Origin of the sequence: Shewanella sp. ECSMB14102 (assembly GCF_000813075.1) — a bacterium.
Taxonomy (GTDB): Bacteria; Pseudomonadota; Gammaproteobacteria; order Enterobacterales; family Shewanellaceae; genus Shewanella; species Shewanella indica.
Genome location: NZ_JWGX01000033.1, coordinates 34,876 through 49,524, shown reverse-complemented (window position 1 = coordinate 49,524; position 14,649 = coordinate 34,876). Strand labels below are relative to the sequence as shown.

The following is a 14,649-nucleotide window of genomic DNA, read 5'->3' as shown; positions in this document are numbered from 1 at the left end:
AAGCACTTAAGATAGTTGATATTAATGCCAGGTTTTATACAGCAGCTCATCAGTAGTCCCATCGGCCGCAGGCTGACTCTGGCTATTATCCTGTTCAGCTCTCTGATCACTCTGGTAACCACAGGTTTGCAGTTGGTTTCCGATTACAAGGGGGACATTGGTCGAATCAACGATGAGTTTGCCAATATTGAAAGGGCTAACCTGGATGTGTTGGCAGCAAGTATCTGGGTAATAGATGAGAAACTTATCAATACTCAACTCAACGGTCTCAACCAACTGCCGGATACCAGCTATGTCGTCATAAAAGATGACAGCGGCAAAGAATGGACCGCCGGCGAATCCCGAGACAGAGGTGTAATAGAGAAGCGTTTTCCTTTGGTGCACAAGACCAGCAGCCAGAATTACAATGTCGGCGAGCTGAGGGTGCAGGCCGACCTCTCCAAAATCTACGACAGATTGGTGAATAAAGCCTTACTGATACTAGTGACCAATGGTATCAAGACCTTTCTGGTGGCTGGCTTCATTCTCTATCTGGTTTGGGCCAGCATTACCCGGCATCTGTTGCAACTGAGTGTGTACTGCTCACAGCTCTATTTAGAGCAAGATTATCAACCACTGCAGTTTAAGCGCCGGGACAAACAGGATGAATTTACCCAGGTTGCCCTGGCCATCAATTTGATGCAGCAACAGCTGCGCGCCTCCTTCACACAGTTGAACCGCTCCCGCTACGAACTGCAAGAAGCCCTGAGCGACAGGGAAAGACTGCTAGAACTGGAACGCAGCTATAAAGATGAGCTGGCAAGGCAGGTCAAAGAACAGACCAAAGAACTTGAACAGTCGTTGTTGGTGTTGGAACGGGCTCAACAGGTGATGGTCGAACAGCAGAAAATGGCCGCGCTCGGCGGTCTGGTATCCGGCATCGCCCATGAGATAAACACCCCGATAGGTATCTGCCTCACCGCTGCCAGTAGTCAGCTGCAGCATATCAATGAATTGGTTGAGCTATTACAAAACGATAGCGCTACGCTGGAAGAGCTCAATGCCATTCTCAACGAGTATCAACAAAGCTGTGAACTGATCATCAGTAATATTACCCGCGCCAGTAACTTGATCCAGAAGTTCAAGACGATTGCTGCCGAGCAAGGCAATGACGTGCACGAACAGATGCCGCTACCCCAGGTATTGCAGGAATTTGCCGATGCTGTAGCGCTATCTTTCAAGCAACTAAAGGTAGATGTGGAGATTCAGGTCGAGGCCGATCTTTGGCTTACCAGCAGCCACAGCCTGCTGAAACAGATAGTGACCAACATACTTTCCAACGCCTATGCTCACGCATTTGAGGGTAATTCCGACCATAAGATCCGCATCAGCGCACAACCACAGGGTCAAGAACTACAGCTGGATATCGAAGACAATGGCAAGGGAATCGCCCCCGAGATTGCCGGCCAGATCTTTGAGCCCTTCTTTACCACCAGTAGACGAACCGGCGCCACCGGGCTTGGATTGGCAGCGGCCTTCAATGCCGCCACACAGCTGAAGGGCAATATCACCCTTGTCAATAACTCCAGTCTCGGCGGCGCTCACTTTCGGGTTCGCTTCCCGGCTGTGATAGAGTCCCGCCCCGTCGAGGATGACAGGGTGGAACTCTTTATTTAGGTTACTCGGCGTATCTCTGGGTCGTTAACCTGGCGATATTGATGATCACCTCTACCGCCTTTTCCATTGACTCAAGGCAAACATACTCATGTTTGCCATGAAAGTTGTGGCCGCCGGCAAAAAGATTGGGACAAGGCAGTCCCTTCCAGGACAATTGCGCGCCGTCAGTGCCGCCGCGGATAGGTTTGATATCCGGAGTGATGTTTGCCATCTCCATCGCCTGACAGGCAATATCTGTCACATGAGGCACAGGCAAGATGCAGTCCTTCATATTGTAATAGCTGTCGCTGATACAGATCTCCAGACTACCGGCCTGCAGCTCAGCATTGCATTTAGCCACAGATTCTTGCAGCCAGGTTTTACGTTGCTCAAACTGAGCGCGGTCAAAGTCCCTTATCAGGTATACCAAGCTGGCTTCTTCTGTTTGGCCTTCCATGGATAACAGGTGGAAAAAGCCCTGATAACCTTGGCTGGTCTCTGGCGCATCATTGAGTGGCATTCTGGCATGGAACCTGGCAGCCATGGTCAAGGCATTGACCATCACCCCATAGGCACTGCCGGGATGGCAATTATTGCCCCTGGCGGTTATCACCGCAGTGGCGGCATTGAAGTTTTCATATTGAAGTTCGCCAACTGCGCCACCATCGACGGTATAGGCCCAGTCTGCGCCGAAACGCTCGAGCTCCAAACCATCAGTACCTCGGCCTATCTCCTCATCGGGTGTAAAACAGAGATTGATCTCACCATGGGGGATTTCAGGGTGCTGCAATAGATAGTGTAGTGCCGTGACAATTTCGGCGATACCTGCCTTGTCGTCAGCCCCCAATAGCGTAGTACCATCGGCAGTGATCAGTGTTTTATTGAGATAGTTCAGCAACGAAGGAAACTGCTCAGGACTAAGCTCTTCCCCCTGCTCCAGTTCAATAACTTGTCCTTGATAGTCAGCTATCACCCGAGGTTTGACCCCGGCACCGGAGTAATCCGCCGCCGTATCCATATGAGCCAGAAAGCCAATTGCCGGTACCTTGGCAGTATTCGCCGGTAACTTGGCATAAAGGCAGCATGATTCACTGAGAAAGACATCATCAAATCCCAACTCGAGCAGTTCTTGTTGCAACTGTTTGGCGAAGGCCACCTGGCCTTGAGAACTGGGAACAGACTGGGAACTCGGATCAGCTTGTGTATCCTGTTTGACATACCGCAGGAAACGATTGAGCAGCGCTTGTCGCATAAGCTTAATATCTGTAGCGAAAAAGTGTCTGGATTCTAACAACCCAGACACTTGCCACATTAGACTCAGATCATGTTTTGTGCTGTTTATTCAGCCTTGGTATTGCCGCCGGGAGTATTGGCTTCTTGCGCCAAGCGCGCCAAAACCCGGCTTGCTGCCACAAAGCCAAAGCTGCCGGTCACCATGGTCACGGCACCAAACCCTGAGGAGCAATCCATTCTCATGCTACCTTGGGCACCAGCCTTGGTGGAACAAACACTACCATCGGTCTGAGGATACTTGAGGTGTTCACTGGAAAACACGGCATCAACGGCAAAACGCCGTTGTGGATTCTTGCTAAAACCATACTCTTTACGCAGCAAGTTGCGTACCTTGGCCAGCAATGGATCCTGAAAGGTTTTGGCCAGATCCGTTTGCTGGATCTGGGTTGGATCTGTCTGACCACCGGCACCGCCGATAGTCACCAACTTAATCTTATTCCGCTTGCACCAAGCGATTAAAGCCGCCTTGGGCTTTACCGCATCTATGCAGTCCACCACAAAATCTATGCCCTTGTCCTGTGCCAGATACTGGCTCAGATTGTCTACCGCAATAAAATCTTCTATTTCATCCACCCGGCACAATGGATTAATCGCCTTAATCCGCTGCGCCATTACGGCGACCTTGGACTCGCCTATAGTGTCTGCCAGAGCATGGATCTGACGGTTGGTATTGGTGACACACACATCGTCGAGATCCATCAGGCTGATATGCCCTATTCCACTACGTGCCAAAGCTTCGGCGACCCAAGTGCCGACGCCACCTATACCTATTACCATCACATGAGCCTTGGAAAAGGCCGCCAGTGCAGCAACACCATATAAACGAGCAATGCCACCGAAACGCTGTTGGTAGGCTTCGAACTCCAACAGCTCTGAGTCTATATCTTGCATAACTTGGTTCCCAATTGTCTTCGGCGGCATTTTAGCCGAATACCCAAGTATCCCCAAGCCAAGGGGGTAACAGAATCAAAGTCTCTCTGTCATAAAGCGTATTTAACCGGCGCTTGCAGAGACCAGCGTCGACTTGCCAGGGACTGGCTTGGCGGTTTAAATGAGAACCAGAGCACATAAATGTCATTTTTGTGCTGAAAAATTTCACTTTTATTAAAACTTCATCTATCACTAATTTACATTTTGTTTTATTAAAAATAACCAACAGATACAGTCCTTCATACTGCAAAATTATCTTTTTATAGCGAAAAGATCATTGTGTTGATTTTGTGAACAATGGCTATTGATTAGTTTTTGAACCAAATGGACATTTTTGTCACAGATTGATGCTTTTCCTGACGAAACGGGGCAAAAAGTTTGATCTGGGCCACAATCTTGAAGAAACAAAACTGTAAGAATCAGCGCAGCTTTGTGACGGACAGGATGTCCGCTGCAAATCCAGGAACACTCGTTTGTTAAATAACCATAAATACATGGATTAGAACTCAGGTTCTAGGGAGCACAACACATGAAGAAGACCCTTATCTCTGCGTCAGTAGCAACAGTTCTGGCCGCAGCCTCTTTCGGTGCGCTGGCTGATGGCCCAACTCTGTATGGCCGTTTGGATCTGTCTGTAACCAACACTGACACAGGTGCCACTCTGCAAAAAGGTACCAACGATCTAGAATATGGTAAAAGTGGTACCTACATTGAGAACAACTTCTCAAACCTGGGCGTAAAAGGTTCCGAGAAACTGACTGATGGTGTAGACATCATCTATCAGATGGAATTCCAGGTAGAAAACACTTCAGGTACAGGCGATACTTTCAAAGCCCGTAACACTTACCTGGGTGCCAAGACCAATTTCGGTACATTCCTGGTCGGACGTAACGACACAGTATTCAAGCAAGCTGAAGGCGGCGTTGACGCATTCGGTAACACCAACGCGGATATCGACCGTTTGGTTGGTGGCCAAGTTCGTAGCGGTGACGGTGTTTGGTACTACTCACCAAAGATCGCTGACCTGATCACTCTGAACGCCACTTACCTGATGGAAGACAACCAGGACGCACCTGTTGTTGGCGGAGTCGAACTTGAAAAAGACGACATGTATGCTCTGAGCGCCACCCTCGGTGACAAGAAGCTGAAGGCTCAGAACTACTATGCAGCCATCGCCTACAACAAAGGCATCGGCAACATCGACGCATACCGCGCCGTAGGTCAAGTTAAGCTGGGCGACTTCAAAATCGGTGGTCTGTTCCAGAACTCCGAAAGCATTGCTGACGGTGCTGACGACGACAACACTTACTTCGTCAACGTAGTTTACAACCTGAACGGTGTAAACCTGAAGCTGCAATACGGCTATGACGAAGCTGGTTTCGGTAATTACTTCAAGAATGTTCCAGTTGACAACATTAATACTGTCAACAAAATCAAGAATGACGTTGAAGTTACCAACATCACTGTCGGTGCCGACTACCGCGTAGCCAAGTCAACTCTGGTATATGGTCACTATGCTCACTATGAAGGTGAGTTCAAAGACTCTAGCGGTGCTAAGTTTGACCTGGAAGACGACAACGTATTCACCGTGGGTGTACGTTACGACTTCTAATCTCTGTTGAGATAGTTGTTGAACTAAAGGCGACCTCAGGGTCGCCTTTTTGTTTATCGAGCTTATAACCAAGCGCCAAGCGCTGTTCACGCCTTCAACGCTTATCTTCGCCAGAAAAACTTATTTACGTTTCAAAAGATAAGCACTCTCGTTGAGCCACGGCACCTCTTTGGCAATGAACCTGGGGTTATCGGCCAACACATCGGCTTGCTCCAGCAGAGTGACCTCAAACCACTGGCTCATATGCTCCCTTATCCACTCCCGGGTCACACTGAATGGCGGCCCCTTGAGCATATCCTGAGGGTATTCCAGAGTGATCAACAGGCCACAACAACCACTCGGTAACAAGGAAGCCAGCTTGGCGGCATATTGCAAACGCATCTCCTCAGGCCAGGCGATTAACGCTGCCCTATCGTAGAAGGCACCTACCGACGCCAATTGCTGAGCCTGCAATGCAAAGAGATCTCCCTGCAGCAAAGTCATCTGCTCACTGGAGAACGCCTGCAGTTCGCCAAAGGCTTTCTGTTGATACGCAAGGCGATTCTCTTCAAAGAACTGCCTTACCGCCAACTCACTCAGTTCACAGCCGAGCAGATCATGGCCCTTCTCGGCCAAATAACACATGTCCAAAGACTTGCCACAAAGTGGAACAAAAACCTGCTCATTGCCCCTAAGCGCGAGTGTGGACCAGTACTTTACCAAGAAGGGGTTAATATCCTGCTGGTGAAAACCTATCTGCTGTTTGTGCCAGCGTTCATGCCAGAATCCGGGTTCCATCTATCCATCCTGTTCATCAGAAAATCTTGATACTCTAGCGACTCGAGTAACAGATGCAAAGTCCAACAGGTGTAAAATAATAGTCTCAGATAAAAGAATAGCCTCACAGTTTCAGACTGAAAGACGCACCAATACTCAGCTTGAGTGAATTGATGAGGAGCAGAGTTGGCTACCCACTTCCCCCGACTCACTCTGTCTGTTCGCCATCAAGAACGCCGCCCTTTCCCCAAATGACCAAGATCATTTTGAAAGCTCTGGGGCCAATCAAAAAAGGCGCAAATAGAATTTAAAAGCCCAAGAATGAATTCTCTCGCAGCGGGCTGGGTTTAAAGAATGAAAAGATTTTTTAAACAGTGAGTTAATTCACTTCCCTTTTATAAAGGCCATGCCAGAATAGCCGCCATATCCGAGTATTGTGTTGTTTCGGTGACAATCATGTCCAGCTCTCTCAAGGGAAACGCTCTGGCGGCCTTCTCTTTCGTACTTTGGGGAATATTACCCCTCTACTATCAATTGCTGCCGGATGCGGCCATCTTTGAGTTGCTGGCCTTCAGGGTCATCTGGTCTGTGCCCTTTATGCTGCTGGTCTTTGTCCTGCTCAGACGACCATTACCAGCCTTTGGCGCGCTGTGGCGCGATAAACGCTCATTGCTGCTGTGCTTTGCCGCCGGGCTTATTATGTGTATCTCCTGGGTCAGCTTCACCTGGGCCCTGACCCATGGTCAGGTACTGGCGGCCAGCCTGGGATTCTTTATCAACCCTCTGTTTGCCATCGCTCTGGGGGTACTGTTCCTCGGCGACAAGCTGAGTAAGGCGCAACTGGCCGCGGTGGTGCTGGCCATTGCCGGTATCGGCTGGCAGGTATATCAATACGGCAGCCTGCCCTGGTTGTCTCTGGTGATGGGCAGCTTTTTTGCCCTCTACGGGCTGCTGAAAAAGTTTATTCGCTTTGACTCCTTCACCTCGGTTACCCTGGAGGCTCTGCTGCTGACCCCCTTTGCTTTGGGCTACCTCTGTTATCTGCTGGCCACAGAGCAAAGCGCCGCACTGGCTGGCGGCAGCGAAGGCATTATGCTCTATATCGGTTCGGCGCCCGTGACGCTGGCGCCGCTGATCCTATTCAGCCTGGCGCTGAGATACACGAGTCTGTCCATGGTGGGTTTGCTGCAATACATTGAGCCCAGCCTGCAATTTTTGCTGGCGGTGGTTATCTTTGGAGAGGTGTTTGACGAGGTGAAACTGGTGAGTTTCTCCCTCATCTGGGCCGGACTGCTGCTGTGCTCGCTGGAGGCCTTGCCCGGCCTGCGTCGCAGCTTAAAGCGAGTCTAACTTCCAGGCGCGGGTCATCTCACGCTTGCCCAGGGCTCCCGGGTAAGCTTGTACCTGAAAACCGGCGGCCTTGAGATCTCGCTTGAACTGGCCATTGGCGCAGTAAGACACCAATAAGCCGCCCTGCTCCAGCAACCCATAGCACTTTTTGAAGTTATCCAGCGCCCATACATCCGGCTGCTTGCTGGGGGCGAAGGCATCGTAATACACCAAGTTGAAGGGTTCGCCCTGCCACTCGAGCTGCTCCAGTTTGCCCTTGACCTTACGCAGCACAAAACCCGGCATGATTTCCACATCCTGATCCCAGGGGGCGGCGTGCAAGGCATCGAACAGCGGCGCATACCAGCCGGGCAGCATGCCCTTGTAGTTCAGCCCTTCAATCAGCTCGGCGGACAAGGGATAGGGCTCTATAGTGACATAGCGCACCGGCAACGGCGCCAAGCCACTGTGCTGACGCGCCTTTGTCAGCTCCAGCACCTTACCCAGGGTCATGAGGGCATTGAGCCCGGTGCCAAAGCCCACTTCCAGAATCGCCAGATGGTCAAAGTCCTGCAACATCTGCTCGAGCCCGGCGTGGATAAACACATAACGGGATTCGGCCAACGCCCCCTTGTGGGAGTGGTAGGTCTCATTGAGCTCGGCATTAAATAGAGTGTGTGACCCGTCTTCGGTCAGCTGCAGACTTACGTGTTTCATCTCGACTCTTAATCATCTGTGCGGGGAAAACCGGGGCGCTCGCCCCGGTGACGGGCAATTATCCCAGAAAGGCGATAACTGCCGCAAGCCAATTACCCTTGGCGCTCCAGCACCTGCTGTACCACGGCCTTGAGGGTGGCATAGTCGATATAGCCGGGGATCACTTCATCACCTATGAGCAGTGTCGGCGTACCGCCAAAGCCCAGTTCAGAGAAGACTCTCACATTGGTATGCATCAACTCGTCGGCGCGGCCGCTGGGCTTGAGGTATTGTTCAGTGCCCGTGGCCTTGGCGACCTGCTGCAGTGAATTCTCTGTGTGCATACCATTTTTGGCCATCAAGAGTTCATGTACCCGGGGGAAATCCTTGCGATCCTGCTGCCAGACTTCGAGGGCAAAGCCGCCGGAGGAAAGCTCAGTGCCCTGGGCCTTTATCTGCCTCAATGGCACAAACACATTGACCACCTGCAAGTTTGGAAACTCCTTTAAAAGCTTGGCAAATTCCAGTTCCATCCGCTTACAGTAGGGGCAGTTATAGTCGGTAAAAACCACCAGCTGTAACTCGGGCTTACTGCTGCCCATAGTCGGCATCTGCGGGTTGTTGAACAACCAGTCCTTGTGCTTGGCCAGCGCTTGCTGCTGCAACTGCCGCTGCTCCACATAAGACTCTATGCTGCCGAGCACGCCGGGAATGATCTCCGGATGCTTGACCAAAATGTTGCGGATCTGCCCCAGTTGCTGTTCCTCTTGTTGGCTCAGCTGCTGCTCTGCCGCCTGTAAACTGCCGCTGGCCGCCAGCAGCCAGGCACTCAATACTATCCAATACTTCATCTTGTTATTCCTCAAATTAAATTCATTTTTGTCAGCCAGAGTCGCAGCCAGATCCCCGGCCAACTTGTGACTCCTGTGGTGCTGCTGCGGATTTCGCCCTGATAGATAAACAAAAGCGTCGGTGTCGCCGACACTCCAAGGGAGCGCGCCAAGGCGCCGCTGGGATCATTGACCACCTCAAAGCCATAACCCTTGTTTTGCAGGTACTGCTTGACCTGGGTGTTATTGCCCGACTGCAGCGCCACGGTCACCACCTGTTCGCGGTCACTGAAACCATCGACAGTGCCGGACACCAAGGGGCAGACGCCACACCAACTGGCCCAGTAGTACAAAATAACCGGGCGCTCCATACTCATGGCGGCGATATCCAGTTGGCTGCCGACCAGGCTCTGAACCGTTTGCAGTGGCAAGGTTTCCGGCATCTCGCGGCTGCGAAAAGCATCGAGGGCAATACTCACCACCAGAATGAATAGCCCATAGCCAAGCAGGGTCTTGAGCCATTGAAGCCCCTTGTGGGCCGGTTTATTTTTCTGGGTCATTGTCTGCTCTCCGCTTCGGCCAAGGCCGCCAATACCCCATCGCTACTGAGAATTACCGGTAATGGATTACCGGCGGGGGTTCCCGGGCCATAGACCTGATTAAAAGGCACCCCAAAGCGGCCATTGGCCTTGAGGTAGGCGGTAATTTCCTCGCTGGGTTTGGTCCAGTCACCACGCATCAGCAGCACTCTGTCATCGCCAAGGGCATCATAAACAGGGTTTTGCAGCAGCACTCCCACCTTGTTGGCCTGACAGGTAATGCACCAGTCGGCCGTGACATCGACAAACACTGTCTTGCCCTCATCGACCGCCTGTTTAAGCTGCACTAAATTCAGCGGTTGCCAATGGTGATCCGAAGGCAAAGGGCTAACCCAGGCATCCCGTGTCAGATAACCTACCCCGAGCGCCAGGCTGGCAAACAGAAAACTGCCGCCAATGGCATACACCATTACCTGAGTGCCGTAACGCTTGCCCAGCAGTCCCAGTGTCAGCAGCAACATCAAGGCGCCCAGCCCCAAGATGACCGCAACGGAGAAGAAGCTTTGCAGCAGACTCAGTAGCCAGAGACAGGTTGCCAGCATCATCAGCGCGAACACAGGCTTGACCCAGTTCATCCAGCGCCCGGGCTTGGGTAAACGCTGCGCCAACGCCGGCCACAACGCCAGCATCAACCAGGGCAAGGCCATTCCCAGCCCCATGGCGCTAAAGAGGGCAAACAGCATGGGGTAGTCGGCGCCGAGAGCGAAAGCCACCGCAGTACCGAGAAACGGCGCGGTACATGGCGTAGCCAGCAGTGTAGCCAGCATCCCCTGCAACAAGTGGCCGAGGCGCGAATCATCACCGGCACCGGCCAGGCGGGTTTGCCACTTGGAAGGCAGGTTGATTTCAAACACCCCCAGCAGATTGAGGCCGAAGCCCCAGGTCAGCAGCACCATAAAGCCGATAAACCAGGGCTGCTGGAACTGTATCCCCCAGCCCAGCGACTGACCGGACAACTTCAGCAAGCTAAGACCGGCGGCAATCAACCAGAATGACAGCAAAATACCCAGTGCCGAAGCCATAAAATGGCCGCGAACCTGACTGCGACTGCCCTGGCTGCTCATCATGACCCCGTGCACCTTCATGCCCAGCACAGGCAATACGCAAGGCATGATGTTGAGAATAAGGCCACCGGCCAGCGCCATCAGAAACAGGCTCCACAGCGGCAGGCTCGGCTGCGGCTTGGCAACATGCCCTGTGGCGATGGCGCCGCTCAGTTCGGCCGAAAGGTGTGTGTCGGCCAGGTGAATCAGCAGCGGCTTGCCCTCCAGCTCCGGCGTTCCCAGCCAATGTTTGACCCCGAAAGTGGCGGTCAGCCGTTTGCCATCTGTCTGGATCTGCGGCCGGGAGAAGATCAGCTCACTGACTGTCTCATCCTCGCCGAACAGAAACAGATCTGCCTGCTGCCAGGGGCTAGCAGCCTCTATGGCCAGTTGCAGCAACTGCTGTTTTTCATCCCAGACAATCGACTGCAAGACCGCGCCGCCATTGCCCTGTGGCACCCTGGCCATCGCCTCGCCCCACTGGTGCAAAAAGCCATCATCGGCCTTAAGCCCGGCGGCCTGACCGCTCAGCTCCACAGGGTAATCGGTCAACACACAGACATTGGTGCAGGAAGACAGGGTCAGGGTGCCCTTGAGCCGAAACGGCTGCCCGGGATCCTTGAGGCGAATAGTCAGTGGAAACAGGGTATCGCCCTTGTAACCCAGAGTTTCTATGCCCTGCAACACATAGCGCTGCGGCAACGGCCAGTGCCAGTCGACCGTGGCAATATTCTCCGAGGCGGACCAGTCCAGAGTCGGCGGGATCCCGCCTTCCCCCGGCGCGCGCCAGTAGGTTTTCCAGTCGCCGCTCAAGGCCACATCCAGCAAGGCGTTGAGCTCACCGACTTGGCCGGCATCAACATCGGCCAGTGTCAGTTGCACCTTAACCGGAGGATGATCCGGGTGCTTGAGCCAGCCACTGCTCAGCGGCTCTGCCAAGACTACTTGGCTGAGCAGCATCAGACATACCGCGAAGGCATGCCATATTCTTTTTAAATACATGAAATTAGCTCCAAAACAAAACATCAGAACCCGGTGTTAACCGGCAAAAGTTCAGGATGTTTTCATTCCAGATACACGCACAACACTGAGTGTCGCCTTCGTTTGGAGACTATGGGGTGGGAGAGATAAACACTGAAAGGTCGGGTACTGCCGAGCCAGTTGAGCAACAGCAGAAACAGCAACAGGGCAGTGAGTCCCAGTTGCAGTACCACAGGTTGCAGGTTCAGCATATGGGAAGACAGATGGCAGGGCTCTTCATTGAGCTGCGCCTTACCCGCATCATTGGCGTGAGTCGGCGCAGTATCAACGCCAATTTGCGTCAGTTGATGCTGAGCCTTGAGCGGGCAGGAGCCAAACAGCGAAAGCTGCTGACCAAAACAGAGCAGAATCACCAGCAGACTGATGATCAATGACACCATCGCCCTGTCTTTGAGGGAGAAGCGGTTAACACCGAGTGAAAACCCCATGCTGCACTTTGCTCTGTATGGCCCAAGAATGCCGATAGGGTTCCATGATTGACGACAAAGGTCAATCCTGAAACCGTTACTGTAACCAATCCTTGCTTGCCATCTGCGCCATTGGCAGGATAATTCCCCTACCAAGCCTCGGTTTTCGCCCCCAGATGCAGCTTAAACCTCTTACCCAAGGCAGATACTCCCAGGAGTGGCAATCAGACTTCCCTCCGGTGGAGCGGGTACTGCTCAGTTGCGTCAGCGAGCAGCGCCGCTTTGCGCCGGGCGCTTCGATATGGATGCCAAACTCAAGCTGTGGATCTCAGGCAAGCCAGAGCCCTGGTCAAAGAGCGCCAGCGCGGCACTGATCTGGCGAATGAGTGCCAACTGACTGCAACAATAAAGACTTGAGCGAACACGCCGACCGACCCTGCCAATCTAATAATGGAAAAGTAAAAAAGATTGGTGATCAGGTGTCAGTTGTTCATTTTGGCGTGAGCTCCAATAAGTGAGGATGGCGGAATTATAACCGTCTGAGACAACAAAAATCCAACTTGTCCCCTTTGGGGGTTTGTCCTTTGGGATAAGAGTGCGGATCAAAACTAAACAGGATGCTAGAGCAGTCTATGACTCAACTAAATATCATTGTTCCTTCTGACTTCTATTGACTAAATATCCTCAATAGCGGATATTTAGTCACTTATACCCTAATAGGTATAAAGCAGTATTTATCCCCTGATAGGTATAAATCAGCATTTATCCCAATAAAGGGATAAATGCAGGCTAATCCTCTAGTGGGGATATGAGATAACTTTAAAATTCATCTCTAATCATTGAGGGCTGGAACTAATGATATATAGTCCAAAGCAACTCGCAGATATGATGCTACTGATACGCCAAAAGAATGGCTGGACTCAGTCAGAGTTAGCGAAAAAAGTCGGTATAAAGCAAGCGACGATCTCGAACTTCGAGAACAACCCCAACAAAACAACGCTTTCTACCTTCTTTAAGCTTGTACAAGCTATGGATCTAACATTGAGTATCCAAGAAAAAACACAGCTGACTTCGCTAAATGAAAATGATGATGAGAGTTGGTAATGCAAAAGCTAATAGCATACATGAATGGTGAACTTGTTGGCACCTTGGCGAAGCATAAGAACGGCGCTCACACTTTTCAATATAATAAGGACTGGATAACCAATGCGAAGACTCGCCCACTGTCACTGTCTTTAAAGCTTCAATTACCGACTATCACTTCCGATGCCGTTATCAACTATTTTGACAATCTCTTACCAGACAGCCCACAAGTCAGAGATAGGATCGTTGCAAGGTACAAAGCCTCATCCAAACAACCATTTGATCTCTTAAAAGCAATCGGAAAGGATAGTGTTGGTGCAATTGCATTACTTCCTCCCGAACACCCCTATAAAAAAGAGCCACTCAGCTACGAAGTATTGGATGACAAGAAACTAGAGGCGATTCTTTCTGCATACAAGTCTGATATTCCCCTCGGGATGCTCAAAGAGGAAGAAGACTTTAGGATCTCAGTGGCAGGTGCTCAAGAGAAAACTGCACTCTTATTCGTTGATGGACAATGGTGTATCCCGAAAGGAAACACCCCAACCACTCACATTATCAAGCTGCCAATAGGCGAAATACAACAAGCTAACGCGACACTGGATCTCAAAGATAGCGTAGAAAATGAATATCTTTGCATTGAGCTAGCTAAAGCTCTGGGATTCGCAGTTCCCAGCGTCAATATAATCAAAACAGACAACCTTAAAGCTTTAGCTGTAGAACGATTTGATCGACGCAGGACAAAAGACAGAGCAGGCTTGCTACGCTTACCTCAAGAAGATATTTGCCAAGTGTTTGGTATGCCATCATCCATCAAATATGAATCTCAAGGTGGCCCAGGTATAGCACAGATCATGGAGTTATTAATGGGTTCAAGTAATGCACTTGAAGATCGATATAACTTCATGAGATTCCAGGTATTTCAATGGATCATTGGGGCTACGGATGGACATGCTAAAAACTTTTCTATCTATATTGATAAAGGAGGTAGCTATCGACTCACCCCATTCTACGACATTTTGTCTGCCTACCCATTGTTGGGAGGAAAAGGACTCAATATTAGACAACTTAAGCTCGCAATGGGGTTGAAAGCCACAAAAAGCAAGAAGTATGAAATCAATAAAATCCTGCCTCGTCACTTCTTAGATACTGCTAAAGCTGTGAATTTTAGTCAGGATAAGATGCAAAGAATAATGGATGAAATGAAAGGTGCGTTACCTGAGGCAATCTTACAAGTAAGGGCGAATCTACCGGAGGGTTTTCCAGAGCATATCTCCAACTCCATTTTTGAGAATGCCAAGAAAATAATTAAAAAAATCTAGCTATAAGATATTAATTTTAAATGCTATTTCCATAAGCGGATGCGGGTTAATGTCCTTTTGAAGTAAGATTTTC

Annotated in this window: 14 protein-coding genes; 6 read left to right on the top strand and 8 right to left on the bottom strand. The window is 50.9% G+C overall.

The window, feature by feature from the left end; genetic code table 11:
- Positions 1–24: 24 nt before the first annotated feature.
- Positions 25–1,656, top strand: coding sequence for a sensor histidine kinase (locus RC73_RS12615; protein WP_039034971.1), 1,632 nt, complete (start codon positions 25–27; stop codon positions 1,654–1,656).
- Position 1,657: 1 nt separating this feature from the next.
- Here RC73_RS12615 and pepT read toward each other — a convergent pair whose 3' ends face one another.
- Together pepT and tcdA are read right to left on the bottom strand one after the other, a co-directional pair.
- The gene (gene pepT / locus RC73_RS12610; RefSeq protein ID WP_039034990.1) at positions 1,658–2,887 is read right to left on the bottom strand and encodes a peptidase T; all 1,230 of its coding nucleotides are present in this window, start codon (positions 2,885–2,887) and stop codon (positions 1,658–1,660) included.
- A gap of 86 nt (positions 2,888–2,973) precedes the next feature.
- Positions 2,974–3,819, bottom strand: coding sequence for a tRNA cyclic N6-threonylcarbamoyladenosine(37) synthase TcdA (tcdA, locus tag RC73_RS12605; RefSeq protein WP_039034970.1), 846 nt, complete (start codon positions 3,817–3,819; stop codon positions 2,974–2,976).
- Positions 3,820–4,387: 568 nt separating this feature from the next.
- On the opposite strand from tcdA, the gene RC73_RS12600 reads away from it, so the two are divergent.
- Positions 4,388–5,470 (top strand): porin, encoded by a 1,083-nt coding sequence (locus RC73_RS12600; RefSeq protein WP_039034969.1) that lies wholly within the window; start codon positions 4,388–4,390, stop codon positions 5,468–5,470.
- A gap of 120 nt (positions 5,471–5,590) precedes the next feature.
- Here RC73_RS12600 and RC73_RS12595 read toward each other — a convergent pair whose 3' ends face one another.
- Positions 5,591–6,247: a thiopurine S-methyltransferase gene (locus RC73_RS12595; RefSeq protein ID WP_039034968.1), complete on the bottom strand. Its 657-nt coding sequence runs from the start codon at positions 6,245–6,247 to the stop codon at positions 5,591–5,593.
- Positions 6,248–6,682: 435 nt separating this feature from the next.
- Between RC73_RS12595 and rarD the strand changes: the two genes are divergently transcribed.
- Positions 6,683–7,576: an EamA family transporter RarD gene (gene rarD / locus RC73_RS12590; RefSeq protein ID WP_039034967.1), complete on the top strand. Its 894-nt coding sequence runs from the start codon at positions 6,683–6,685 to the stop codon at positions 7,574–7,576.
- On the opposite strand, the gene mnmD is transcribed toward rarD, so the two are convergent.
- The 5 genes from mnmD to RC73_RS12560 form a co-directional block, all read right to left on the bottom strand.
- Entirely contained in the window at positions 7,562–8,272 is a 711-nt protein-coding gene (gene mnmD, locus RC73_RS12585) for a tRNA (5-methylaminomethyl-2-thiouridine)(34)-methyltransferase MnmD (protein ID WP_039034966.1), read from the bottom strand. The genes rarD and mnmD overlap by 15 nt on opposite strands.
- Positions 8,273–8,364: 92 nt before the next feature.
- Positions 8,365–9,102, bottom strand: coding sequence for a DsbA family protein (locus tag RC73_RS12580; protein WP_052248178.1), 738 nt, complete (start codon positions 9,100–9,102; stop codon positions 8,365–8,367).
- Between the two features lie 11 nt (positions 9,103–9,113).
- The gene (locus RC73_RS12570) at positions 9,114–9,641 is read right to left on the bottom strand and encodes a protein disulfide oxidoreductase (RefSeq protein WP_039034963.1); all 528 of its coding nucleotides are present in this window, start codon (positions 9,639–9,641) and stop codon (positions 9,114–9,116) included.
- On the bottom strand, positions 9,638–11,725 hold the full coding sequence (locus RC73_RS12565) for a protein-disulfide reductase DsbD family protein (RefSeq protein ID WP_052248177.1): 2,088 nt from the start codon (positions 11,723–11,725) through the stop codon (positions 9,638–9,640). The genes RC73_RS12570 and RC73_RS12565 overlap by 4 nt, the downstream gene beginning before the upstream one ends.
- 62 nt (positions 11,726–11,787) lie before the next feature.
- Positions 11,788–12,192: a hypothetical protein gene (locus RC73_RS12560; protein ID WP_039034962.1), complete on the bottom strand. Its 405-nt coding sequence runs from the start codon at positions 12,190–12,192 to the stop codon at positions 11,788–11,790.
- A 196-nt stretch (positions 12,193–12,388) separates the two neighbouring features.
- On the opposite strand from RC73_RS12560, the gene RC73_RS21480 reads away from it, so the two are divergent.
- From RC73_RS21480 to RC73_RS12550, 3 genes are all read left to right on the top strand, one after another.
- Positions 12,389–12,568 (top strand): hypothetical protein, encoded by a 180-nt coding sequence (locus tag RC73_RS21480; RefSeq protein WP_152608441.1) that lies wholly within the window; start codon positions 12,389–12,391, stop codon positions 12,566–12,568.
- A gap of 458 nt (positions 12,569–13,026) precedes the next feature.
- Entirely contained in the window at positions 13,027–13,275 is a 249-nt protein-coding gene (hipB, locus tag RC73_RS12555; RefSeq protein WP_039034961.1) for a type II toxin-antitoxin system antitoxin HipB, read from the top strand.
- Positions 13,275–14,576 carry a type II toxin-antitoxin system HipA family toxin gene (locus tag RC73_RS12550; protein ID WP_039034960.1) on the top strand — a complete coding sequence of 434 codons (1,302 nt, stop codon included), beginning with the start codon at positions 13,275–13,277 and terminating at the stop codon, positions 14,574–14,576. Before hipB ends, RC73_RS12550 begins: the two co-directional genes overlap by 1 nt.
- Positions 14,577–14,649: the final 73 nt, after the last annotated feature.

Excerpts from the sequence above, each read along its gene's own strand:
- hipB (WP_039034961.1), top strand. The coding sequence starts at position 13,027 with ATGATATATAGTCCAAAGCAACTCGCAGATATGATGCTACTGATACGC.
- RC73_RS12615 (WP_039034971.1), top strand. The coding sequence starts at position 25 with ATGCCAGGTTTTATACAGCAGCTCATCAGTAGTCCCATCGGCCGCAGG.
- RC73_RS12550 (WP_039034960.1), top strand. The coding sequence starts at position 13,275 with ATGCAAAAGCTAATAGCATACATGAATGGTGAACTTGTTGGCACCTTG.
- RC73_RS12580 (WP_052248178.1), bottom strand. The coding sequence starts at position 9,102 with ATGAAGTATTGGATAGTATTGAGTGCCTGGCTGCTGGCGGCCAGCGGC.
- rarD (WP_039034967.1), top strand. The coding sequence starts at position 6,683 with ATGTCCAGCTCTCTCAAGGGAAACGCTCTGGCGGCCTTCTCTTTCGTA.
- RC73_RS12560 (WP_039034962.1), bottom strand. The coding sequence starts at position 12,192 with ATGGGGTTTTCACTCGGTGTTAACCGCTTCTCCCTCAAAGACAGGGCG.
- pepT (WP_039034990.1), bottom strand. The coding sequence starts at position 2,887 with ATGCGACAAGCGCTGCTCAATCGTTTCCTGCGGTATGTCAAACAGGAT.
- tcdA (WP_039034970.1), bottom strand. The coding sequence starts at position 3,819 with ATGCAAGATATAGACTCAGAGCTGTTGGAGTTCGAAGCCTACCAACAG.
- RC73_RS12570 (WP_039034963.1), bottom strand. The coding sequence starts at position 9,641 with ATGACCCAGAAAAATAAACCGGCCCACAAGGGGCTTCAATGGCTCAAG.
- RC73_RS12565 (WP_052248177.1), bottom strand. The coding sequence starts at position 11,725 with ATGTATTTAAAAAGAATATGGCATGCCTTCGCGGTATGTCTGATGCTG.
- RC73_RS12595 (WP_039034968.1), bottom strand. The coding sequence starts at position 6,247 with ATGGAACCCGGATTCTGGCATGAACGCTGGCACAAACAGCAGATAGGT.
- RC73_RS12600 (WP_039034969.1), top strand. The coding sequence starts at position 4,388 with ATGAAGAAGACCCTTATCTCTGCGTCAGTAGCAACAGTTCTGGCCGCA.
- mnmD (WP_039034966.1), bottom strand. The coding sequence starts at position 8,272 with ATGAAACACGTAAGTCTGCAGCTGACCGAAGACGGGTCACACACTCTA.